Source organism: Aequorivita antarctica (assembly GCF_007997155.1).
GTDB lineage: Bacteria > Bacteroidota > Bacteroidia > Flavobacteriales > Flavobacteriaceae > Aequorivita > Aequorivita antarctica.
The window spans coordinates 216306-240414 of the sequence record NZ_VORT01000002.1; the positions used below are offsets into that span (position 1 = coordinate 216306).

The 24109-nt window shown below is 37.8% G+C and carries 19 protein-coding genes; 14 read left to right on the top strand and 5 right to left on the bottom strand.

What is annotated here, in order from left to right; all coding sequences use genetic code 11:
• The first annotated feature begins 119 nt into the window (after positions 1-119).
• The 8 genes from ESU54_RS03615 to ESU54_RS03650 all read left to right on the top strand — a co-directional run bounded on the left by ESU54_RS03615 (position 120) and on the right by ESU54_RS03650 (position 9322).
• Entirely contained in the window at positions 120-1475 is a 1356-nt protein-coding gene (locus ESU54_RS03615) for a DEAD/DEAH box helicase (protein WP_111843783.1), read from the top strand.
• Positions 1475-2788, top strand: coding sequence for a DEAD/DEAH box helicase (locus tag ESU54_RS03620; RefSeq protein WP_111843784.1), 1314 nt, complete (start codon positions 1475-1477; stop codon positions 2786-2788). Before ESU54_RS03615 ends, ESU54_RS03620 begins: the two co-directional genes overlap by 1 nt.
• Before the next feature lie 473 nt (positions 2789-3261).
• Complete coding sequence (locus tag ESU54_RS03625) at positions 3262-4371, top strand: fatty acid desaturase family protein (protein ID WP_111843975.1); 1110 nt, start codon at positions 3262-3264, stop codon at positions 4369-4371.
• Positions 4372-4461: 90 nt separating this feature from the next.
• Positions 4462-4653: a cold-shock protein gene (locus tag ESU54_RS03630; RefSeq protein WP_111843976.1), complete on the top strand. Its 192-nt coding sequence runs from the start codon at positions 4462-4464 to the stop codon at positions 4651-4653.
• A gap of 96 nt (positions 4654-4749) precedes the next feature.
• Complete coding sequence (locus ESU54_RS03635) at positions 4750-5655, top strand: class I SAM-dependent methyltransferase (RefSeq protein WP_111843785.1); 906 nt, start codon at positions 4750-4752, stop codon at positions 5653-5655.
• A gap of 203 nt (positions 5656-5858) precedes the next feature.
• On the top strand, positions 5859-7259 hold the full coding sequence (locus ESU54_RS03640) for an ice-binding family protein (protein ID WP_111843786.1): 1401 nt from the start codon (positions 5859-5861) through the stop codon (positions 7257-7259).
• Between the two features lie 314 nt (positions 7260-7573).
• Positions 7574-8023 (top strand): KTSC domain-containing protein, encoded by a 450-nt coding sequence (locus tag ESU54_RS03645; protein ID WP_111843787.1) that lies wholly within the window; start codon positions 7574-7576, stop codon positions 8021-8023.
• Between the two features lie 441 nt (positions 8024-8464).
• Complete coding sequence (locus tag ESU54_RS03650; RefSeq protein ID WP_111843788.1) at positions 8465-9322, top strand: YitT family protein; 858 nt, start codon at positions 8465-8467, stop codon at positions 9320-9322.
• A gap of 88 nt (positions 9323-9410) precedes the next feature.
• Here ESU54_RS03650 and ESU54_RS03655 read toward each other — a convergent pair whose 3' ends face one another.
• Positions 9411-9845, bottom strand: a complete 435-nt coding sequence (locus ESU54_RS03655; protein ID WP_111843789.1) for a hypothetical protein — start codon at positions 9843-9845, stop codon at positions 9411-9413.
• Between the two features lie 113 nt (positions 9846-9958).
• Here ESU54_RS03655 and ESU54_RS03660 point away from each other — a divergent pair, with 113 nt between their 5' ends.
• Positions 9959-10645, top strand: a complete 687-nt coding sequence (locus ESU54_RS03660; RefSeq protein WP_317046612.1) for a DUF2461 domain-containing protein — start codon at positions 9959-9961, stop codon at positions 10643-10645.
• A gap of 54 nt (positions 10646-10699) precedes the next feature.
• Here ESU54_RS03660 and ESU54_RS03665 read toward each other — a convergent pair whose 3' ends face one another.
• On the bottom strand, positions 10700-11104 hold the full coding sequence (locus ESU54_RS03665; RefSeq protein WP_111843791.1) for a glyoxalase: 405 nt from the start codon (positions 11102-11104) through the stop codon (positions 10700-10702).
• A gap of 177 nt (positions 11105-11281) precedes the next feature.
• Here ESU54_RS03665 and ESU54_RS03670 point away from each other — a divergent pair, with 177 nt between their 5' ends.
• Positions 11282-12826 carry an NAD(P)H-hydrate dehydratase gene (locus ESU54_RS03670; protein WP_111843793.1) on the top strand — a complete coding sequence of 515 codons (1545 nt, stop codon included), beginning with the start codon at positions 11282-11284 and terminating at the stop codon, positions 12824-12826.
• A 113-nt stretch (positions 12827-12939) separates the two neighbouring features.
• Here ESU54_RS03670 and ESU54_RS03675 read toward each other — a convergent pair whose 3' ends face one another.
• Entirely contained in the window at positions 12940-14307 is a 1368-nt protein-coding gene (locus ESU54_RS03675; RefSeq protein ID WP_111843794.1) for a TlpA family protein disulfide reductase, read from the bottom strand.
• A 265-nt stretch (positions 14308-14572) separates the two neighbouring features.
• Here ESU54_RS03675 and hutH point away from each other — a divergent pair, with 265 nt between their 5' ends.
• Both hutH and ESU54_RS03685 read left to right on the top strand, forming a co-directional pair.
• The gene (gene hutH / locus ESU54_RS03680) at positions 14573-16084 is read left to right on the top strand and encodes a histidine ammonia-lyase (protein ID WP_111843795.1); all 1512 of its coding nucleotides are present in this window, start codon (positions 14573-14575) and stop codon (positions 16082-16084) included.
• A 27-nt stretch (positions 16085-16111) separates the two neighbouring features.
• A complete protein-coding gene (locus ESU54_RS03685; protein ID WP_111843796.1) occupies positions 16112-16996 on the top strand; it encodes a T9SS type A sorting domain-containing protein in 885 nt (294 codons plus the stop codon).
• 9 nt (positions 16997-17005) lie between these two features.
• Here the strand turns inward: ESU54_RS03685 and ESU54_RS03690 are convergent, their stop codons facing one another.
• Together ESU54_RS03690 and ESU54_RS03695 are read right to left on the bottom strand one after the other, a co-directional pair.
• A complete protein-coding gene (locus ESU54_RS03690; protein WP_111843797.1) occupies positions 17006-17389 on the bottom strand; it encodes a hypothetical protein in 384 nt (127 codons plus the stop codon).
• A 92-nt stretch (positions 17390-17481) separates the two neighbouring features.
• A complete protein-coding gene (locus ESU54_RS03695; protein WP_111843798.1) occupies positions 17482-20034 on the bottom strand; it encodes an ATP-dependent Clp protease ATP-binding subunit in 2553 nt (850 codons plus the stop codon).
• A 256-nt stretch (positions 20035-20290) separates the two neighbouring features.
• Here ESU54_RS03695 and gyrA point away from each other — a divergent pair, with 256 nt between their 5' ends.
• On the top strand, positions 20291-22822 hold the full coding sequence (gene gyrA / locus ESU54_RS03700; RefSeq protein ID WP_111843799.1) for a DNA gyrase subunit A: 2532 nt from the start codon (positions 20291-20293) through the stop codon (positions 22820-22822).
• 10 nt (positions 22823-22832) lie between these two features.
• Entirely contained in the window at positions 22833-24092 is a 1260-nt protein-coding gene (locus tag ESU54_RS03705; protein ID WP_111843800.1) for a tetratricopeptide repeat protein, read from the top strand.
• Positions 24093-24109 lie beyond the last annotated feature (17 nt).

The window sequence follows — 24109 nt, forward strand, 5'->3', positions numbered from 1 at the left end:
AAGAGTGTACGGAGGTTTTGTGAATTAACCAAACAGAAAACTCGGACCACAGCGCCAAGTTCCTGACATATTTATCCCTTTCCACCAAAACCCTGACTATCTTTGCCGAAAATTTTACTATGCCCAATACCTTTTCCTCTTTAGGAATCAACCCTTCATTACAGCAAAGTTTAGCAGAGTTAAACATTGTAGTGCCCACAGACATTCAACAAAAAACAATTCCACTCATTTTGACCGAAACTAAGGATGTAGTGGCCTTGGCAAAAACTGGGAGCGGGAAAACGGCAGCCTTTGGATTGCCATTGTTACAACTTATAGATCCTAAGAATACCAATATTAAAGCCATCATCCTGGCACCTACGCGAGAACTTGGTCAGCAAATACACGCCAATTTAGAGGCCTTCGCCACGCACAGTCCCGAAATACGTATTGCCTCCCTTTGTGGCGGTATCCCTATAAAACCGCAGATAGAGCGTTTAAAAAATGCCACCCACATAGTGGTGGCAACACCTGGACGTTTGGTAGATTTAATAAAGCGGAATGCCATTGATCTTAAAAATGTAGCCTATTTGGTTCTGGACGAGGCAGATGAAATGGTTACTGCCCTAAAAACCGATTTGGACAACATTATTGCTGAAATTCCAAAAGGCAGAAGAACGCTTCTGTTTACCGCTACAATGCCCGGAACCATCAAGCAATTGGTTCAAAACTATATGAGCAAGCACGTGCTACACATAGAAGCCAATATGGAAACGATGGGCCATCAGGGCATAGACCATCGATTTATGGTGGTGGAACCCATTGAAAAGCTAGAGGTATTGCTACACTTTTTAAGTTCTAAGGAAGGGGAGCGGGGTATTATTTTCTGTAAAACAAAAGCTGCGGTCAATAAACTGGCAAAGAATCTAGCCATTAATAAATTCTCTTCTGGCGCCATTCACGGGAGTCTTACCCAAGCCATCCGCGATCGGGTGATGGGTCAGTTTAGGGAAGGAAATATAGACATACTTGTAGCCACAGACCTTGCCGCGCGGGGACTGGATGTTAAGGAAATCAGTTATGTAATCAATTATCACTTGCCAGATACTTATGAAACGTATGTTCACCGAAGCGGTCGGACGGCTAGGGCAGGAGCAGCAGGACTTTCGGTAACGATACTCCAGCAAGAGGAGGTTTTTGAAATCCCAGAGTTTGAAGAAGAACTAGGGATCGTTTTTACGGAAATGAAAAAGCCAGACGCCCAAAGCACAGAGGAAAGCAATACATTTTTATGGGCAAAAAAAATCTTTAAAACAAAACCCAACCGAACCATTTCAGCGGAATTTAAGGAAAAAATTAGCACAGTATTCCATCATTTGACTAAGGAAGAGTTGGTGGATAAGATATTGGCACATCAACTTGCGCAAACATCTATTATTCCTCCAAAAGCAGAAACACCCGCAAAGCCAACAAAGAAAAAGAAGAAACAGAAATAATGGCAAACGAAATAAAGGACCAACAGGATATTCTTGCAAAACTCAACATTGCGGCCTTAAACCCTATGCAGGAGGAGGCTATTGCCGTAATTGAAAAGACAGCAAACACCATCTTGTTATCACCAACTGGCACTGGGAAAACATTGGCTTTTCTGTTGCCCATAATTAAAAGTTTAAATATAGATAACCACGAGGTACAAGCTTTGATTGTTGTTCCCACGCGTGAACTTGCCATACAGATTGAACAAGTAGTTCGGAATATGGGGTCCGGCTTTAAGGTTAATGCAGTTTATGGCGGTAGGGCCAAGAGCAAGGACAAGATAGAATTGAAGCATACCCCTGCTATTTTAGTAGGTACACCTGGGAGAATCTTAGATCACTTTGACGATGACCGTTTTTCAAAAGCGAGTATCAATACCTTGGTGTTGGATGAATATGACAAGTCGCTAGAGATAGGTTTTGAAAGCGAAATGAGTGAAATATTGAGTGAACTTTCTGGTGTAAGTAAACGCATATTAACATCTGCCACACAGGGAGTTGGAATCCCTAAGTTTGTAAAATTAGACAAACCAACGGTACTAGATTATTTATCGGAAAAGACAGATCCAAAACTTGCCATCAAAACGATAATTTCACCAGATAAAGACAAATTGGAGACCTTACTGAAACTTGTGCTTTACCTTGGTAATCAACCTGGAATAATCTTTTGCAACTTTAGGGATAGTATTGAAATTGTGAGTGATTTTCTAAATAAAAACAAGATAAGCCACGCGTGTTTTTCGGGCGGAATGGAGCAAAAAGACAGGGAACGGGCGCTTATAAAATTCAGAAATGGCACCAGCCAGATATTGGTGGCCACCGATCTTGCGGCTAGAGGGATTGACATTCCCGAATTAAAATTTATTATCCATTACGAGCTGCCCCATTCGGCAGTAGAATTTACGCATAGAAACGGCAGAACGGCTAGGGTTAATGAAAAAGGTACCGCCTATGTGCTAAAGTGGAAAAACCAGCTATTGCCTGAATTTATTGAAAAAACAGAACCGATAGAAATTCCTCAAGCATCGCCATTAGTGCCACAATACTGGGAAACGCTCTTCATTTCGGGAGGGAGGAAAGACAAAATCTCAAAAGGCGATATTGCGGGGCTATTCATCAAACAGGGAAACATAACCAATGAACAATTGGGCGCTATAGAACTAAAACAGGATTGTGCCTTTGTTGCAGTACCGCTAGCTCTTGCCAATCAATTGGTAGTTAAACTGAACAACAGTCGCCTTAAAAAGAAGAAGGTTCGGATTTATATCCTTTAATTATTAACTGTCATTGCGAGGTCGATAGGCCGCGGCAATCTCATGAAACTTTTAGTACCAGATTGGAATTCTGCCACGGCAGGTTGCTTCAATTGGACTGCGCGTAATACAGGCAGTTGCGTCTTTCTGAACAATGACGTTTTTGATTATAAATTTGTAAATCAATCCTTTAACATATAAAATGGAGATGCCCCGTTATTTTAGTCTACTTTTACAGAAATCAATGATTTAGTCAGCTTATCTTTTTTTAATCTCCATCGAATTTTAATTAATCCTTCGCTTTCTACTATACTTTAACAGTCGTAGTGCATCAGGCGTTTTATGGTAAAACCAATAGGATTAACAACAATAGTTATCTTCAAAAAGTTTTCTTCATAATAAATTCGCTAAACACTGCGCCATTCTTTAACCAATGATAAAACCCCTTGTTTTTGAGGGATATTCTTGGTTTCGGCATGTTAGCAAATAAACTCATGAGTAACAGCGTACATAATCCAAAATTTTCGAGAAAAAAAAATGCCACTTTTTCTAAGACATTGCGGAGTAGGGTAAATGCCTATTTTAAAACAAATGACATCAGTAGGAACGCCAATGCAAACATGGTGACGAAAACTGTGGTTATGCTTTCTTTCTTTTTTGTCCCAATCATTCTGTTATCTACGGGTTTAATTACATCGGTATGGGCCCTTTTTACAGCCTATTTAATAGCTGGCCTTGGCATGTCTGGTATAGGAATGGGCATTATGCACGATGCTATTCACGGGTCTTATTCCAGAAATAAAAAAGTAAATACCATTTTGGGGTACACCTTTAATCTTATAGGTGCTAATGATGCGGTATGGAAAGTACAGCACAATGTATTGCACCACAGCTTTACAAACATAGAGCATGCAGATGATGATATTAATGCACCGTTCTTTTTAAGGTTTTCGCCCCACGCAAAACACTATTGGCTCCACCGTTTTCAGCATATTTATATATGGTTTTTTTACGGGATATCTACCATATCGTGGATTACCACAAAAGATTTTGTGCGCCTTACACGCTATAAAAATATGGGGTTCTTCAATAAAAAACACGAATTCAAAAAAGTGTTAAGCTCTATGATAGGCTGGAAGCTACTTTATTATACTTACGCATTGGTGTTGCCATTGATTATGGTACCGCAGGCTTGGTGGATTATATTGCTAGCCTTTTTTAGTATGCATTTTGTAACAGGGCTTTTGGTGAGTACCGTTTTTCAAGTAGCCCATATTATGCCTGAAAATGAATTTCCACTTCCCAATAAAGAAGGGGATATGAGTGACGACTGGTACAGCCACCAATTTAACACAACCACTAATTTTTCACCCAAAAGTAAATTTTTATCATGGATGATAGGAGGGCTGAACTATCAAGTGGAACACCACATATTACCAGATGTATGCCATGTGCATTATAAAAAATTGACCAAGATTGTAGCAGAAACCGCAGAAGAATACGGTATGGAGTATCATGTTAAGAAAAACTTTGGGCTTGCAATAGTAGCCCATATTAAAATGCTCCGATTGTTAGGGCGAAAACAAACTGTTGTCAGCCAATAAAGCGAAGACAACAATTTTCTAATTAAAATGACAAAAACAATGTTAAAAAAATTTATAAATAAACTAATAAATATTAAAAAAGTAAATGTAATGAAAGAAGGTACCGTAAAATTTTTCAATGAAGCTAAAGGTTTTGGCTTTATAAAAGTAAAAGACACAGACCAAGACATTTTTGTTCACTCAACTAATCTAATTGACAACATCCGTGAAGATGATAAAGTGCAGTTTGATGTGGAGCAAGGAGAAAAAGGTCTGAGCGCTGTAAAAGTAAGATTGCTATAACAGTCTTAAAGTCAAACAGTAAAAAAACCATCTTAACGGATGGTTTTTTTTACATACTAAAAACGCATTTAAGAAAACCAACTAACAACCGGGCATATGGCTGAAAAAAAAGATTTAGACTTTACATATACCACCATTGACGAAATATTTCGTTTAAGTATGGGTGAATCTTCAGATTATAGCGGTGCAAAATATGATGGAGATTTTTCAATGTCTTTAGAAGAAGCGCAAAAAGAAAAACATAAATTCATAGCCGATAGCCTCCACATTAAAAAGGGAAGTAAAGTACTCGATATGGCTTGTGGTTGGGGACCTTTTATCAATTACATAAATACCGAGAGGGGATCCAGAAGTATAGGTTTAACCTTGTCTGAAGGACAGGCAAAAGCATGCCAAAACAATGGTATGAAGGTCTTCGTAAAAGATTGCCGTACGGTAAAACCTGAAGATTTTGGAACCTTTGACGCCATTAGCTGTATTGGTGGGTTGGAGCATTTCTGTTCAATAGAAGAATGGAAAGACGGAAAACAAGAAAAAATCTATAGTGACTTCTTTCAAACACTTTACAACTTGCTGCCCATTGGTGGCAGATTTTATATGCAGACCATGACCTTTGGCAAAAATATGATCGACTTTAAAGATATAGATGTAAATGCCGAAAAAGGATCAGCGGCGCATGTGATGGCTTTAATGATTAAACAATTTCCCGGCTCGTGGCTTCCGTATGGACCCGAAATGGTAATACGCAATGCCGAACCCCATTTTAAACTTATCTCTCAAAGTAGTGGCAGGTTAGACTATATTGAAACCATAGCCCAGTGGAGAAAAAAGTTCCGGAAGTTCAATTTCAAAAAGTATCTCTTATACCTTTCCCTGCTTCCAAAATTAATTACTGATACGGAATTTAGACATCAAGTAGCAGTTTTTAAAATAAGCCCTAATCGGGTGTGTTTTGAAAAAGAAGTAATGGAACATTACAGGCTGGTATTTGAAAAAATATAGCTAAAAAACAAAATACATTCATAATTAAAAGAGAGCCTTGTCTGCAAATGGTAAACAAGGCTCTCTTTTATGTAGATTACATTAGTAGATTGATAAACATGGGAATGGTTTAACTTAAGGAAAGCAGTAATTAACATTAAAGGGATTTCGAAAACCTACCTTACGCCTGTGACAATTATTCACACTCATTTAAACCTATACATATGAAAATCAAAAATGTATTACCTGCCTTTGCATTAGCATTGGTTACATTATTTACAGCCTGTTCAGAAGATGAAACTACTGAAACAAATATTCCTCCAACAATAAATTCTACCCATCCGGCAAGCAATGCCATTGAGGTGCCCCGTAATCAAGTTATTACAATAGAGTTTAACGAAGCTATGGATCCTACAACTATCAATGCCACATCTTTTAGTTTAACGGACGGTGATAATAGTATAACTGGAGATGTTAGTTTTTCAGGTACAACCGCAAGTTTCACACCTACAGCTAATTTGAATCCTTTATCAAATTATACGGCAATGTTAACAACAGATGCTAAAGATTTAGGAGGAAAAGCAATTGAAACAGAACAAGTATGGAGTTTTACTACTGGTACTTCAACTGAAGCAGATGTCATTGCACCAACCGTCTTATCAACCGATCCGGAAGCTAATGAGATTGACGTTGCAAGAAATAAAGTTATCTCTGTAAACTTCAGTGAAGCAATGGATTCCTCCACTATAAATGCTTCAACTTTTTCAGTAAAACAAGCAGACCTTCAATTAGAGGGAACTGTTTCCTATTCAGGAACTACTGCAAAGTTTATTTCAGAAACACTTTTAGGTCCTGATACTAGCTACACGGTAACAATAGCTACTGGAGTAACAGACGTAGCCGGAAATGCGCTTGAAGCTAACACCGAATTGAGCTTTACAACGAGAGCCAGCGAACCCGGTTTAGGAATTGTTGATCTTGGCGACGCAGGAAATTATGTAATTCTAGCGAAAACAGCTATCAATAACGTTCCGACTTCTGCTGTTACAGGTAACTTAGGCTTAAGCCCTGCAGCCACATCGTATATCACCGGATTGGCCTTAACAGATTATACCGGTTACGCTACATCTGCTCAGGTAACGGGAAAAATATATGCAGCAGATATGGCAGCACCAACCCCGATAAAATTAACCACAGCGGTTGAAAATATGATTACGGCATACAATGATGCAGCGGGACGTCCTACGCCTGACTTTGTAGAACTTGGGGCAGGAAATATCGGTGGATTAACATTAACTACAGGTCTTTACAAATGGACTAATACTGTAATAATGCCTACTGATGTAACTATTTCGGGAACAGCAGATGATGTATGGATTTTCCAAATTGCTGGAGATCTAAATATGAGTTCTGCCGTAAACATAACTTTAGAAGGAGGGGCAAAAGCTTCGAACATTTTCTGGCAAGTAGGCGGGGAAGCAACCCTTGGAACTACTGCGCATTTTGAAGGTGTTATCCTGTCAATGACTGGTATTACATTACAAACAGGAGCTTCTTTAAACGGAAGAGCCTTAGCGCAAACTGCAGTAATCCTTGACGGAAATACTGTGGTTCAACCGCAATAAAGCATAGTATAAATAATAGCAAAGGAGGTATCTGTAAGGGATACCTCCTTTTTTTTACTTTTTTAGCACTTTGCGTTAATTAAAAGTATTATAATATAATTTGATTCGTTAGGATGTTTTTCGCAAACGCTTCACAAAAAAAGTCATATAGTGCTGTATAAGCAAGCTTAAATTCATGATCCTTTGCAACGGTTTTTTGTTTTAAATAGATTTAAAACGCTGGGCGCAAACATAACACATGAATATTATGATTATAAAATTACTTTTTCCTCATAATTAAACACTACTTTCGCGGCCGCTAAAGAAATAAGCTAATGAAACGCATCAACGAATACAAAAAACTCTTTGGGGTTGAAAAGGAAATAGAGCTAAAAGCACTAAAAACCAGTTACCGCAATTTGGTAAAAGAGTGGCATCCAGACAAGTTCCAAGATGGAGATGCGTTGCGTGAAGAAGCTGAAATAAACAGCCGTAAGATTATAGATGGCTATCACTTTCTGGTAAGCGTTGCCCCAGAAACCAAAGCTGCAAACCTTGAAGAATACACAGAAACTATCACTAATTCTGGCATTGCAGATTTTCAGCATAAAGGAATGCTCTTGGAGATTACCTATTTGGATGGCAATACCTACGAATACTTCGGAGTTACTAGACAGATATATATAAAAATGGTAAACAGCGATAAACTGAACCGTTTTGCAAAGCGTACTATTTATCCAAATTACCTTTATAGAAAATCTAAACGCACTATGGAGAATGCTTAAAAAGCATATCCACTGCAACCCAAAACCGAACCTATTAGGTACTTAAGGTTAAACCAATCGTTTAGGAAACAAAAAAAATCAAAAACTTTTCCCAAAACATATTTAACCCTAAAATATATTGTCATAGATTTGTCCCTATAATTATGAAACAATTTCGCTCAAATAATATTTGTAAGATGCACGGAGAAACTTCCGGGGTATAGGGCGATTATATATAAAATATAAAAAGCGTTCCTCCCCAAAGAGGAACGCTTTTTTTGTTTAAGAAATATTTGAAAATGAAAAATACAACACACTCCATTTATTTTAATTGCAGTATGCATAAGCGTATTCGCAAGCATATACCCATACCTCAAAGTGAATGATAAAACCATACTAATCGTTTTAAAGTCCCTTTGATAAATACAAAATCAAAGGGATTTTTTTTATAATACAATCAAGATGAAAAGAGTTTTCGCCATCAAGTTAGAAAAGCAAATTGTGCTCACCGAGCTAAAAAGCTATACCTATGTGTTTCTGGGTTCCTTGTTATTATCCGTTGCCTATGCCTTGCTTATTATTCCCCACCACATCGTACCTGGGGGTATTTTGGGTTTGAGTATTGTTATCAAGGAACTTACGAGCTTTTCTGTAGGTTGGATTGCGCTGTTAATCAATATTCCTTTGTTGCTTTGGGGTACAAGGGTCTTGGGAGCTAAAACAGGGGTGAAGACTTTGTTCTCTATGATCTTGGTTTCCTTCTATATAGACCTTATAACCTCCATAACTGGAGGAAAGGTGTTTATCAACGATGTGTTGATGTCTTCTGTATTTGGGGGTGTAATCATAGGTGTGGCGGTATCTATAGTGATGAATGCAGGTGCTACCACAGGCGGAAACGACATTTTGGTGCGTATTCTTTCCACTAAAATAAGATTGCCTTACAACCAGCTTATCTTGATTGTGGATGGTGTTGTAATCCTTTTAGGAACGGTTGTTTTTGCAGATTTCACGATGGCAGCTTATAGTATTGTTGCAATTGTTGCAATCAGTAAAACTATTGAATATTTTATGAAGAAATCTGTTCAAAATAAAATCATTTTGGTGTTTTCAAGCAAAAACCTCTTGATACAGGAAGAGATTCTGCTAAACAAGAAAAGCACTGATGGTATCTTAAAGCTGATTCACCACGATAGTAATGAAAAGATGATTTTGGTAACCCGCAATACCAAGAAGCTAGAAGTAGTGAAAAACATAATCTATAAAATTGATCCCAATGCAAATATTACCGTATTGGAGTCAAACAATGTTATGGCTTAATATTTTATGAATCAATACCACAGATAAAAGCTTTGGATGGACACTAAATGTGTTTCTCCAAAGCTTTCTTTATGTTGTTTCTTTAATTTTATTGTAGCCATCCATTTCGTGCAGCTCCTTTGCTATAGAAATATTCAAAAATAGCAATGGCAATAACAATAAGAGGCATAATCAGTGATTGAGGTCCCATAACACCTACGGAATCCATGCCAAAAATCCAGTATCCCATTTGTATTAAAATGGCCAATAAAGAAATTCCGAAGATAGCGACGGCCATTTTCTTGCGCATCAGTAACAGGATACTTGCCAATAGTCCACCAAATACGGCGATTCCATAGACATAAATCCCCCATGATGGCGCACTGTTTATTAGTTCAAGTTCTTCGGGTGGGTAGGCAGCTTTCATTTCTTCGGTCATTAAAAAGTGTTCCATTATCCAAAAAAAAACACCTATTATGTTCCATAGAAGTGCGAGAATAGCGATTATCCAAAAAGCTGTGTTTGGTTTTGTTGTTGCATTCATATTAAATTGGTTTTAAGGTTGTTGTCATAAATATAAGTAATTTTATCTATTCTATCAATTACTAATTATTCATTACTAATTGTACATTGTATCTTTACTATCCAAAAAAACTAATGATGAACCCAACTATTCCCAAACCTGCTTTCGATTTCTTGTTAAAACTAAAGGAGAATAACAATCGTGAATGGATGCAGGAGCATAAGAAGGAGTATTTGGCAAATGAAAAGGTGCTGAAGGAGTTTTATGCTGCTGTAGAAAAGGGGTTGAATGTTACCGATGAAATAGCCACCACAAAAGTATTTAGAATCAATCGTGATATCCGTTTCAGCAATGACAAAACACCTTATAACTTTCATAGAAGCGTGAGTTTTAGTAGGGCGGGAGCACAACGGCGTGGCGGATATTACCTGCGGTTGGAACCTGGAAATAGTTATATGGCAGGAGGTTTTTTTGATCCAAATCCAGCCGATCTTTTAAGGATACGGAAAGAATTTGAAATGGATAGTTCTGAAATACGGGAGATTTTGGCCCAAAAGGACTTCAAAAAAGCCTTTGGAAATTTCAACCAGGAATACGCTGTAAAGACAGCTCCCAAGGGTTTCAGTAAAGAAGATGAAAATATAGATTTAATTAGGCTTAAAAGCTTCTTTGTAAACCATCGCTTCACCGATAAAGAAATATTCGCTGCTGATTTTATAGACAATTTGATTCACCATTATCAGCTGCTCCGTCCCTTTTTCAACTATATGAGCGATGTTTTGACCACCGACCTAAACGGGGAATCAGTATTAGTGAGTTGAGAGTTGGAAAAAATACAACTATTCGCTCATCACTTTTCACTAATACCTATTTAATCATGCAAAATCATACTCCAAAAGCTGAATATTGCTTTTCAACCGTTCCTTAACTATGTCCATCATCCGCTTGTTTAGGGAAGAAGAGTTTTGGATATAGGCGTCAAACTCTTCCAAAGTAAATTGGCCAATGATGATTCCCTTTAGCGAGTTCCGGAATTTCATGTCTTTGTGGATAGCGTTTTCAATATAATCCAGCTTCTTTTCAATAGAAAGATCATAAAAAACGTTTTTGTGTTTTGCCACGTAGTTTCTAAAAACTGCCAGCAACAAATCGTTCTGAAGTTTTGCCACAGGTCGTAATGTTTTGTTTTGAAAACATTCGTCGGAAGACATATCCGGGCTTATTTTGGCAGAAGGAATGTCGGGGCGCATTTTTAGAAGTAAACTATCTCTGGTTTCCATGATATGGTTTTTTTTAAAATTAAAAATTATCAGTCGTTTTTTTTGTTGCTCCGCAATTAGTTATAAACCTTCTTTTCAACAATGCGAAGGAATGTTGTTATCTTTGAATGTATTGGTGCAATTAACACGCCAATCCCAATTATTTTTAGAATCGAATTATCAAAATAGATTTTTTATATGAAAATATTTTCCTCAGAACAGTTATACGAAGCCGATAAAGCCACCGTTGAAAGACAAGAAATTACTTCGGAAGCTTTGATGGAGCGTGCTGGCACGCAAATATTCAACTGGTTGCACCAGCGAATGCAAGGGGCTCCCGTGCCAATTCATATTTTTTGTGGTATTGGCGATAACGGCGGTGATGGTTTGGTGGTGGGTAGATTGCTGATAGAGCATGGCTATAATGTGATTGTATATGTGGTGAATTGCAGCGACAAACGTTCAAAAAACTTTTTACTCAATTACGGGAAGATCAAAAACGCAACCAAAAAATGGCCGATTTTGATGAAAAGTGAAGCTGATTTTCCAGAAATCAACAATGAAGATATTATTGTAGACGCCATCTTCGGAATTGGTTTAAACCGATGCCCTGTCGGTTGGGTGAAAAAACTTATTCAATACCTTAACGAAAACAAAGCCTTTAAACTTGCCATAGACATTCCTAGTGGCTTGTTCTCCAACTCGCCTTTAGAAGACAAGGAGGCTGTTGTGAACGCCAATCATACCTTAACTTTCCAAACACCCAAACTGGCTTTCTTTTTACCAGAAACAGCTTCTTTTGTTTCCAACTTTGACGTTTTGGATATTGGTTTAGATTTGGAATTTCTGCAAAATACCGAGCCTTTGGCACAGCTTATTTCAAAACCGGAGGCACAACGATTTTATAAGCCACGTGATAAATTTGGACATAAAGGTACCTACGGTCACGCGTTGATAGTTGCGGGAAGTTACGGAAAGATTGGTGCTGCTGTGCTTTCAACTGCCGCAGCTTTTAGAATTGGCGCCGGCATGGTTTCTACTTTTGTGCCCAAATGCGGCTACAATATTCTGCAGACTTCAATTCCCGAAGCAATGGTTATTACCGATAAAGAGGAAGCATTTATAAGTGATATTACAGTAGATTTTGAACCCTCAGCCATTGGAATTGGTATGGGCATTGGAAAAAACAAAGCTACCGTTGAAGCCTTGAAAAGTATATTTCAGAAAAAAAACATTCCTTTTGTTATTGATGCCGATGCTTTGAACAATATTTCCGAAAATAAGGAGTTGCTCAAACTCATTCCTAAGAATTCCGTTTTAACACCACATCCTGGCGAATTGAAGCGGCTTATTGGTGAATGGAAAGATGATTATGACAAACTTGAAAAAGTAAAGAAATTTTCAGGCAAACACGGGCTTGTGGTAATTATAAAAGGTGCATATACAATAATAGTTTACGGCGATAAACTTTATATAAACACCTCTGGAAACCCTGGAATGGCAACCGCAGGCAGTGGTGATGCCCTTAGTGGTGTGATTACCGGACTGCTTTCGCAGGGCTACGACCCACTGTTGGCTTCGGTTTTTGGGGTTTATATACACGGTCGCGCTGGCGACATAGCTTTTGGGCAAATGGGTTATGAAGCTGTAATGGCAGGCGATATAATTGATAATCTGGCAGAAGCGTATTTAGACTTGTTAGAACAACCCGAGATAGAAAACGAATCGAATGGGGAGCAATAAAATTGTCCGTTCGCGCCTTGTTGTTCACTCAGGATAAACTGAAGTCGAGACAAAAATGACATCAGAATTTCTAAGTTCTCGACTACTCTCGAACGGACAAAAGCTGTTTTAAATTACATCAACCCGTCAAATATCTTTCTCAATTTTGGGTCTGAAGGTCTCGGCGCATCGGCAGAAATGATGTTTCCTTGCGGATCGATCAAAATAAACCTCGGGATTCCCATAATAGCGTAATCTTCCACAAATTTTGATTTCCAATTATTATCCGCCATTAGCTGGATTCCACCCAATTCCTTTTCAGAAACCATTGCTTTCCATTTGTCATAATCTTTGGGTTCGTCTATAGAAAGGCTTACAAAATCCACATTTTTGTTGTGATAATCTTTCTCAACTTCTTTTAAGGCAGGTATTTCGCGCAAGCAAGGCCCACACCAAGTGGCCCACACATCTATATACACATACTTGCCTTTTAAAGTAGCCAAATCAGTTGTTCCGCCTTTGTGGTTTTCATAATTGAAAGTAGGTGAGGGGTTTCCTGCTGTAATGGTTTTCAATTTGTTATAGCGCTCGGTAAGTGTTGCAAGATTCTCAGGATTTGGGTTGCTGTTTTTGTAAATATTGTAGGCCTCATCTAAGGTTTCATCTGGTTTAAGCCCAAACCTTAAGTAGGAACTCATCATTTTATCTTTCGCATAACCGTTAGGCAAAGCTTCATTGACTTTTTTTAGATACATAACCGTTTGGTTGTTATTGCCACTTTCAAAAGTTTCTTCATTCACCAATCTATTAAAATGGGCTTCCAGTAAATTTTGATACCCTACAGAATTTCTAAATGCTAGAGTATCTTTAAAATTTATGTCTTTAAGTCCATCATAAAAATCGCCTGAAACCCTATAAGTCTCATCTCCTGAATAATAGCGATGTGCATCTTTGTAATTTTCAACCATAAGTGCGTGGGAATAGTTATCCTCATCAGCCAACTTTGCTTTAAAATTTTCATTTTCAATTTTATTTACAACGTATAAACTGTCGATGCTTTTTTGGTTTTGATCCAATCGCTCCTTAAACTTGTTCTCATCCAGTAAGTACACCTCTTTATTATCCATCTTTTGCTCATTCCACAGATATTTAGCTGCTAAAAAGTTATTGATATTAGCTAAATCACCCGAGTATTTTAGGCTCTCGTCAAACTCGTCTGCATTTAAGTTAACGGAAAGGTTTTTTCCCTTTTCGAGATAAATTTCCGTGCGTTCGCGACCTACAGAAAGATCATAAAAACCATCGACCTTTATGTGAAGTGTATCTGTAAAAACCCCCTTTTCATTAATAGAAAAACTGGCTTCAAAATCATTTCCGCGGATAAGAGCAGTTTCGGCGGTGTTGTTTTCAACGGTTCCATTAATAACGGAATAATCTGGTTTTTCTTCTTGTTTGCAAGAAATTGCGAAGAGCACCAAAACGAATAAACTTAATCTTTTCATCTGTTTAAAATATTTAAGAAATAGGAAGATGGAATGCCCACATATACATCTTCGATTAGTTTATAATTTAATAATGGGCATTTCATTTTATACGAATTTTAACTTCAACGTAAAATTACGTAATGAATAAACAATTCTATCCACGATATTTTGTTAATTTTTCATATAGATTCAATGAAAGAAAGTAAGCTAATCTGCTTTTGAAACGAAGAAAGATAGCGCAGCAATTTAAAAGTAGTATTTTTGCCTAAAGAATACCAACCCAATGCAAGAAATACATTATATCAGTTCTGAAATCCTTGATTTAGCTTCCGTCAAGGAAATCATTGAAAACCATAAAACCTTGGAACTTTCTGAAGAAGCGCAGCTTAATATAAAGAAATCAAGAGAGTATTTAATCCATAAAATGAAGGATAACGAAACCCCTGTTTATGGTATAAACACAGGCTTTGGTTCTTTATGTAATGTGAAAATTTCTTCTGAAAACCTTTCCAAATTACAAGAAAACCTGGTGATGTCACACGCTTGTGGAACTGGCGAATTCGTACCAAAGCCTATTGTAAAACTGATGCTTTTACTGAAAATACAATCGCTCAGTTATGGCTATAGCGGTGTTCAAATTGAAACTGTTGAAAGGCTAATTGATTTTTATAACAACGATATTCTGCCTGTAATTTACAACCAGGGAAGTTTGGGCGCTTCGGGCGATTTGGCACCATTGGCACATCTTTCGCTGCCGTTGCTCGGCAAAGGGGAAGTGTATTACGGGGGCGAAAGAATTTCATCAGAAAAAATGCTTAAAAAATTCAATTGGGAACCCATTACACTGCAGGCCAAAGAAGGGCTCGCATTATTGAATGGAACCCAGTTTATGAGTGCTTATGGTGTGTATTGTCTTCTGAAAAGTTATAAGCTTTCCTATTTGGCCGATTTGATTGGCGCTGTTTCAGTAGATGCTTTTGATTGTAATATGAGTCCGTACAACGCGCTTGTTCATTTGGTGCGACCACACAGAGGCCAGGTTAAAACCGCCGAACAGATTTTGGCATTTTTGGAAGGAAGTGAAATGGGACTTTCTGAAAAGAAAAACGTGCAAGATCCATATTCTTTCCGCTGCATTCCACAAGTTCATGGAGCCACGAAGGATACATTGCATTTTGTACATAAAACGTTTAAGACTGAAATAAACTCAGTAACTGATAACCCCAACATATTTGTAAACGAAGATCTTATTATATCTGGCGGAAATTTTCACGGGCAGCCTTTGGCATTGGCACTCGATTATTTGGCGATTGCCATGGCAGAATTGGGCAATATTTCTGAGAGGAGAACCTATCAATTGGTTTCCGGTCTAAGGGAATTGCCTGCTTTTTTGGTAAATAATTCCGGACTGAACAGTGGATTTATGATTCCTCAATATACCGCCGCAAGCATCGTGAGCCAAAATAAACAATTGGCTACTCCTTCCTCTGTAGATTCTATTGTTTCGTCAAATGGTCAAGAAGACCACGTGAGTATGGGAGCCAACGGCGCCACAAAATGTTTACGTGTAATTGAAAACATAGAAACCATACTTTCTATTGAGTTAATGAATGCTTCACAAGCGTTGAAATTTAGGGAGCCGAAAAAGTCTTCACCATTTATTGAGTCTTTTCTAAAACCCTATCGCTCCATTGTGCCATTTATTGAGAATGATAGATTGATGGCAGATGATATTCACGCAAGTGTTGCATTTCTACAATCTTTGGATATTGACGCAGATATCTTATTTGGTTAAATTTAATTATTGAAACGAAATTATATTATGAAAAAAATAGTATTGTTTACGTGTTTTATCTTTTTTGGTATTTCAGTTTTTTCACAAAGCTATAAGCCATTACTGGATAATCTTAATGAATGGCATTTTACAACCTGTTACTTCGGATGTTTAACAGATGTGTATTTTACAGATGGCGACACCATTGTTGATGGGAAAAATTATAAAATTTTGGATGGGTATCATTACATTTCCCGCACCTTTTTACTCCGGGAAGATGTGGCAAATAAAAAAGTTTATTTGAATGTAGTTTCTCAAGGATTCAATGAGGAGTTTTTATTATATGATTTTTCACTGAGCCAAGGTGATATATTCAATATGCAAAATCCCATTAGTCCATTTCCGCATGATGGCGGACCTTTTTTACTGGATTCCATTGTTGAAAGACCATTGGTAGATGGGAATGAATACAAGCATTTTTATTTTTCCCCAGCACCTGGCAATACTATCAGTACAGAAAATGCTGTGTGGGTAGAGGGTGTAGGGTCTCTTTCAATAATAAATGCTCCTGGAGGTCACCCAGATATTAATGAAGCGGGGCATTTGAGTTGCTTTTTTAAAAATACAGAGCCCTTTTATGCAAATTTAGACTCCATTAGTGATTGTATTCCATTAGTGCTAGAAACTAAAAAGCATAATCTAGAGGAGGTTATTGCTTCAAAACAGGCTAATAACAACAATTGTGTTTTGAGCAATACTCAAGAAGTGAAAGGGGTAACTATTTTCGACCTTGCAGGGAAAAAACTTGAAACGATAACCAATAATGGAAATACTTCCATTACCATTGATTTTTCAAATTATCAGAATGGACTGTATATTCTTATGGCCACTGGGTTTGGAAATACTAAAAAGTCATTTAAGATTATAAAATAATCTGTTTTTTTAGAATTTTGGAGATGCGTTTTCAATCATTTCATTTATCCAATTTTTTGCTTCATCCAGACTGGTAAAATGTTTGAGTGGTTTTTTCAAGAATCGCTTTTCAACTTCCAAATTGCTAGCTTTCAATCCACTTGCAGAAACCACTGCGAATGCGGCTAGATTTTCGATTTCCGAGGTTTTTAAGTAAACCATTGGGTTTACGGCATAGCTGTTTATACGGTAAGTGATATAGCCAAATTTTCTTCCTTTATAATATTTTTCCGCAATATCAGCCAAATCATCATTATATTCAGGCTTTACGGTAATTCCTTCTTTCATGACCACTACCACAAAATTTTCAAAAACGCGAATTTCTCCAAATTCAAAATGTAAATTATCAATCATAATAAACTTATTTGGTCTTTCTAATTTACGAATTTTTAAAATAAAAAAATCCCCAAGTGTTACTTAGGGATGTTTAAGGTAAAAAACGGAAGTTAAGATTCGGTTGTTTTCTTCTGTTTTTTTATTTTTATTGTAAGCTCGTTTGTCTTTTCATCAAGATCCATTGTTATTGCATCACCTTCCTGCAAATTACTGTTGATGATTTCTTCCGCCAAGGCATCTTCAATATATTTTTGAATGGCTCTGTTTAGTGGTCTTGCACCGTATTGCTTGTCAAAACCTTTGTCGGCAATGTAATCTTTTGCTTTTTCGGTAAGTTTGAGCTCGTATCCCAAATCTGAAATTCGAAGAAAAAGTTTGTCCAGTTCAATATCGATAATTTTATGGATATCCTCTCTTTCCAATGCATTAAAGACCATAACATCATCAATTCGGTTTAAGAATTCAGGCGCAAAGGTTTTCTTCAAAGCATTTTCTATCACACTTTTTGTATGCGTATCTTCTTGGCTCTTTTTTGCAGCTGTTCCAAAACCAACACCTTGTCCAAAATCTTTAATTTGGCGGGCTCCAATATTGGAAGTCATAATGATAATAGTATTTCTAAAATCAATTTTTCTTCCAAGGCTGTCTGTCAAGTATCCGTCATCCAAAACTTGAAGAAGCATATTGAAAACATCTGGATGCGCTTTTTCAATTTCGTCCAAAAGAAGTACAGCATAAGGTTTTCTTCTTATTTTTTCAGTTAACTGTCCGCCTTCTTCGTAGCCCACATATCCTGGAGGTGCACCAACTAAGCGTGAAATGGAGAATTTTTCCATATACTCGCTCATATCAATTCTAATCAACGCGTTGTCAGAATCAAACAATTCACGAGCCAATACTTTTGCAAGTTGGGTTTTACCTACACCGGTTTGTCCCAAGAAAATAAAGGAACCAATTGGTTTGTTTGGGTCTTTCAATCCCGCACGGTTCCGTTGGATTGCTTTTACCACTTTAGCAACAGCCTCATCCTGTCCAATCACCTTACCTTTTATTCGGTCGGGTAGGGCTGCAAGCTTGGTGCTTTCAGTCTGTGCTATTCTGTTCACGGGTATTCCGGTCATCATTGAAACCACTTCTGCAACATTTTCTTCGGAAACGGTTTCTTTGTGAAGTTTTGAATCTGCATCCCACTGCTCCTGTTGGATCGCAAGTTCCTTTTCAAAGTTCTTTTCGTCATCCCGAAGTTTTGCGGCTTCTTCGTATTTCTGTTTTTTTACGACAGTATTTTTAAGTTCACGAACTTCTTCCAATTGTTTTTCAAGTTCCAAAATTTTATCGGGAACGTGAATATTAGTTATGTGAACGCGTGAGCCAGCTTCGTCTAAAGCATCAATAGCTTTGTCTGGAAGGAAACGCTCAGTCATATACCTATTTGTAAGCTTCACGCAAGCTTCAATGGCCTCATCTGTATAAATTACATTGTGGTGAGCTTCGTATTTATCCTTTATATTCATAAGAATCTCGATAGTTTCTTCAACAGAAGTGGGTTCAACCAATACTTTTTGGAAACGTCTTTCGAGGGCACCGTCTTTTTCAATATACTGTCTGTATTCATCCAAAGTGGTTGCGCCAATACATTGAATTTCACCCCGTGCTAATGCAGGTTTGAACATATTTGAAGCATCTAATGAACCTGTAGCGCCACCAGCACCAACAATAGTGTGAATTTCATCTATGAAAAGAATAATGTCGTCATTTTTTTCAAGCTCGTTCATCACGGCTTTCATGCGTTCTTCAAACTGACCGCGGTATTTGGTTCCGGCCACAAGGCTTGCCAAATCTAAAGTAACCACTCTTTTGTCATAAAGAATCCGTGAAACTTTTCGCTGGATTATACGCAGGGCCAAGCCTTCTGCGATTGCAGATTTACCAACGCCAGGCTCACCAATTAGTAAGGGGTTGTTTTTCTTTCTCCTGCTTAAAATCTGTGAAACACGTTGAATTTCGCTTTCGCGACCTACAACAGGATCAAGTTTTCCTTCTTCTGCCATTGCAGTAAGATCCCTTCCGAAGTTATCCAAAACAGGTGTTTTGGACTTTTTGTTCGTTTTTGCTGTGGTTCCTGAAAATAAGTTTTCTTTTCCAGCATCTTCAGCCGAAGTGTCATCTTCATTCGGGAATGATTCAGCACTTGGCGTATCTATATAATCGTCATCGTTTGTGATCATAAGTTTAAATTGGTCTTTTACCACGTCATAATCTATCTTCATTTTGTTCAACAATTTCGTAGTTGGGTCGTTTTCATTCCGAAGAATGCACAACAACAAATGAGCCGTATTAATGGAATTGCTCTGAAAAAGTTTTGCTTCCAAAAATGTGGTCTTCAGCGCTCTTTCCGCTTGACGGGTAAGGTGAAGATTCTTTTTATCGTTCGTATTTGTTGTAACGCCCGGATTAGCGGGGCTCAATATCTCCACCTTTCTTCGCAGGTGGTTTAAGTCTATCGCAAGTGCGTTCAGTATAGTTACCGCTTTGCCGTTGCCGTCTCTTAAAAGACCGAGCATTAAGTGCTCAGTGCCAATAAAATCGTGACCTAAACGCAACGCTTCTTCTTTACTGTAAGCAATTACATCTTTAACTCTTGGGGAAAAATTATCATCCATATTTTAAATATCCTCTCTTCTTAAAAGTACTAAATTAACCAAAATAGGACAAAAACTGTTCCTCTTTGATATCATTTTAGTAAAAGGACAAAATATATAGTGGAATTCAAAGGATATGCAACGATACTTATTAACGATTTTGACCCCCAATTTTGTTAATAAATTCGTGAATAACGAATGCTAAAACCCCTGTTAAACCTACGAAAAAGTGTATCTTGCTCCATTAGTTTAACAACGATAATTAAACCTATTTTTTATGGCTGAAGGTGAGAAAATAATCCCTATAAACATTGAAGATGAAATGAAGTCTGCCTACATCGATTATTCGATGTCGGTCATAGTGTCACGTGCGCTGCCAGATGTTCGCGATGGAATGAAACCCGTACATAGAAGGGTTTTGTTCGGAATGCACGAACTGGGCATTAAAGCTACGGGCGCTCATAAGAAATCCGCTAGAATTGTGGGAGAGGTTCTCGGTAAATATCACCCCCATGGTGATACATCAGTTTATGATGCCATGGTGCGTATGGCACAAGAATGGAGCTTGCGATATATGTTGGTGGATGGTCAAGGTAACTTCGGTTCCGTAGATGGCGATAGCCCTGCAGCAATGCGTTATACTGAAGCAAGAATGCAGAAAATTTCTGAAGATATGCTTGCTGATATTGACAAAGAAACAGTTGACCATCAATTAAACTTTGATGATACTTTAAAAGAACCAACTGTTCTTCCAACGCGTGTTCCCGGACTTTTGATTAACGGAGCAAGCGGAATTGCGGTGGGAATGGCAACAAATATGCCGCCTCACAACCTTACGGAAGTTATAAACGGAACTATTGCCTATATTGAGGATAACGATATTGATATTGATGGGTTGATGCAGCACATCAAAGCTCCTGATTTTCCAACGGGCGGGACCATTTACGGATACGAAGGTGTTCGTGAAGCCTTCCATACCGGGCGAGGGCGCGTTGTGATGCGTGCAAAAGCGAGTTTTGAAGAAGTACAGGGACGGGAGTGTATCATCGTTACTGAAATTCCATATCAAGTAAACAAAGCGGACATGATTAAAAAGACCGCTGATATGGTAAACGACAAGAAAATTGAGGGCATTTCAAACATCCGTGACGAGAGTGATAGAAATGGGATGCGCATCGTTTACATTTTGAAGCGAGATGCCATTCCAAACATTGTTTTAAATACCTTATATAAATTTACAGCATTGCAGTCCAGTTTCAGCGTGAACAATATCGCGTTGGTAAAAGGAAGGCCACAGATGTTGAATTTGAAAGAATTGATTCATTATTTTGTGGAACACCGCCACGAAGTAGTGGTTCGTCGTACCGAATATTTGCTTCGTAAAGCTGAGGAACGCGCACATATACTGGAAGGATTGATTATTGCTTCAGATAATATTGACGAAGTAATCCGCTTAATTCGTGCTTCTTCCAATGCCGATGAGGCAAGAGAGAAATTGATGGAGTCCTTCAAGCTTACAGAAATTCAAGCCAAGGCCATTGTTGAAATGCGTCTTCGTCAGTTGACGGGTCTGGAGCAAGATAAACTGCGCACGGAATATGAAGAATTGATGAAAACTATCGGAGATTATAGAGAAATTCTTGCGAGCAAAGAACGCAGAATGCAAATAATCAAAGAAGAACTTGAGGAAATTCGCGCAAAATATGGCGATGAGCGACGTTCAGTTATTGAATATGCTGGTGGCGACGTAAGTATTACAGACTTGATTGCGGACGAACAAGTGGTTTTAACCATTTCGCACGCAGGTTATATTAAACGTACTTCACTTTCAGAATACAAAACCCAAAATAGGGGTGGGGTTGGACAAAAAGCTTCAGCCACGCGAAATGAAGATTTCTTGGAACACCTATTCGTTGGAACCAATCACCAGTATATGTTGTTCTTCACACAAAAAGGAAAATGTTTCTGGATGCGTGTTTTTGAAATTCCCGAAGGAACAAGAACTTCAAAAGGAAGAGCTATTCAAAATCTTATAAATATTGAACCGGATGATAAAGTGAAAGCTTTCATCTGTACACAAGATTTAAAGGATGAAGATTACATAAACAGTCATTATGTAATTATGGCCACCAAAAAAGGGCAAGTGAAGAAAACACCTTTAGAACAATATTCTAGACCAAGAACAAACGGTATCAATGCTATCACTATTCGTGAGGATGATGAATTGCTTGAAGCAAAATTGACAACAGGCAAAAGCCAAGTGATGTTGGCAGTACGCTCAGGAAAAGCCATTCGTTTTGAAGAGGAAAAAACCAGATCGATGGGAAGAAACGCTTCCGGGGTACGTGGTATTAGGCTCGGTGACAAAAACGACGAGGTTATAGGGATGATTGCGGTAGATGAAAATGATTCAGACATACTTGTTGTTTCCGAAAACGGTTATGGAAAACGTTCATCAATTGATGATTACCGAATTACCAATCGAGGTGGAAAGGGAGTAAAGACTATTAATATTACCGAAAAAACCGGTAAATTAGTGGCCATAAAAAATGTAACCGATGATGATGATTTGATGATCATCAATAAATCTGGTATTGCTATCAGAATGGCTGTTGCAAACCTTCGCGTTATGGGCCGCGCCACACAAGGTGTACGTTTAATAAAGGTAAGGGAAGATGACGCAATTGCTGCAGTTGCAAAAGCAATGAAGGATGAAGACGAAGAAGACCTAGACTTAGAAATCAGTGACGAAAACAACGATGGCACTAATCTTGATAATAACGAAACTCAAACCGAAAATAACGAATAAACTTTAACACATGAAAACACGAATTTTAATAACAGGACTGGCTTTTGTATCTGCTATTTCATTTGCTCAAAAAAAGGAAATAAAAAAAGCTGAAAAGGCCATACAATCAAACGAATACAGTGAAGCATTAAGCTATTTGAGTGAAGCTGAACCTTTGTTAGGTACAGTCGATAATGCCTTAAAAGCACAATATTACGCAGCAAAAGGAGAAGCATTATTAGGTTCCGGTGGTTCAGATTACACTAAATTAAAGGGTGCTGTAGAAGCATTTAGTAAAGCACTCGAGATGGATCCGAAAATGGAAGCCCAGTTAGCTGGTCCAATACAGAATCTTCGTGCCGCCTTGATTAATAGTGCTGTAAAAGATCAAACCGCTGGTCAGTACCAAATGGCAACGGATAAACTGTATACTAGTTATAAGTTAACCAAAGATCCTTCCGATTTGTATTATGCTGCTAGCAATGCAGTTAATGGGAAAGATTATGATTCTGCATTAAAGTATTATCAAATGGTATTGGATTCTGGCTTCACGGGTGAAACCGAAGAATTTGTTGCAACTAATAAAGAAACTGGTGAAGTGGAAGCTTTTGAAAATGAAAACGTTCGAAATATAGCTGTAAAGTCAGGTCAATTTATTAAGCCTGAAAAACGTGTAACAGAATCTAAAAAAGGTGAAATTCTTAGAAATATGACCCTTATTTATATTGAAAACGGCGATAACGAAAAAGCAATGGGATTAATGAAGGATGCCCGCGCGGAGAGTCCTAACGATGTTTATTTAATGCGTGCGGATGCCGATATGAGTTATAAAATGGGTGATATTGCAAGGTATAATGAATTGATGGGCAAAATCGTGGCATCTGACCCTGAAAACCCAGAAATCTATTTCAACCTTGGTGTTGGAAGTGCCGAAATAGGCAACAATGAAAAAGCTATTGAGTATTATGAAAAAGCTTTAGAATTAAATCCAGATTATGAAGCAGCATTAATTAACATAGCAGTTTTGAAACTTTCTGGCGAAGATGCCTTGGTTGAAGAAATGAACAGCTTAGGAAATTCTAGAGCAGACAATCAAAAGTATGATCAATTGAAACAACAGCGTAATGACGTATACTCAGATGCGTTGCCGTATTTGGAAAAAGCATTTAAATTGAAGCCAGACAGTCAAGAGGTTGTTAGAACTTTAATGAACATTTATGGACAACTTGCCGATGATGTAAAATATAAAGAAATGAAAGCTAAACTTGAAGCTTTGGAAAAGCAAGGATAATATTTATTTCAAATATT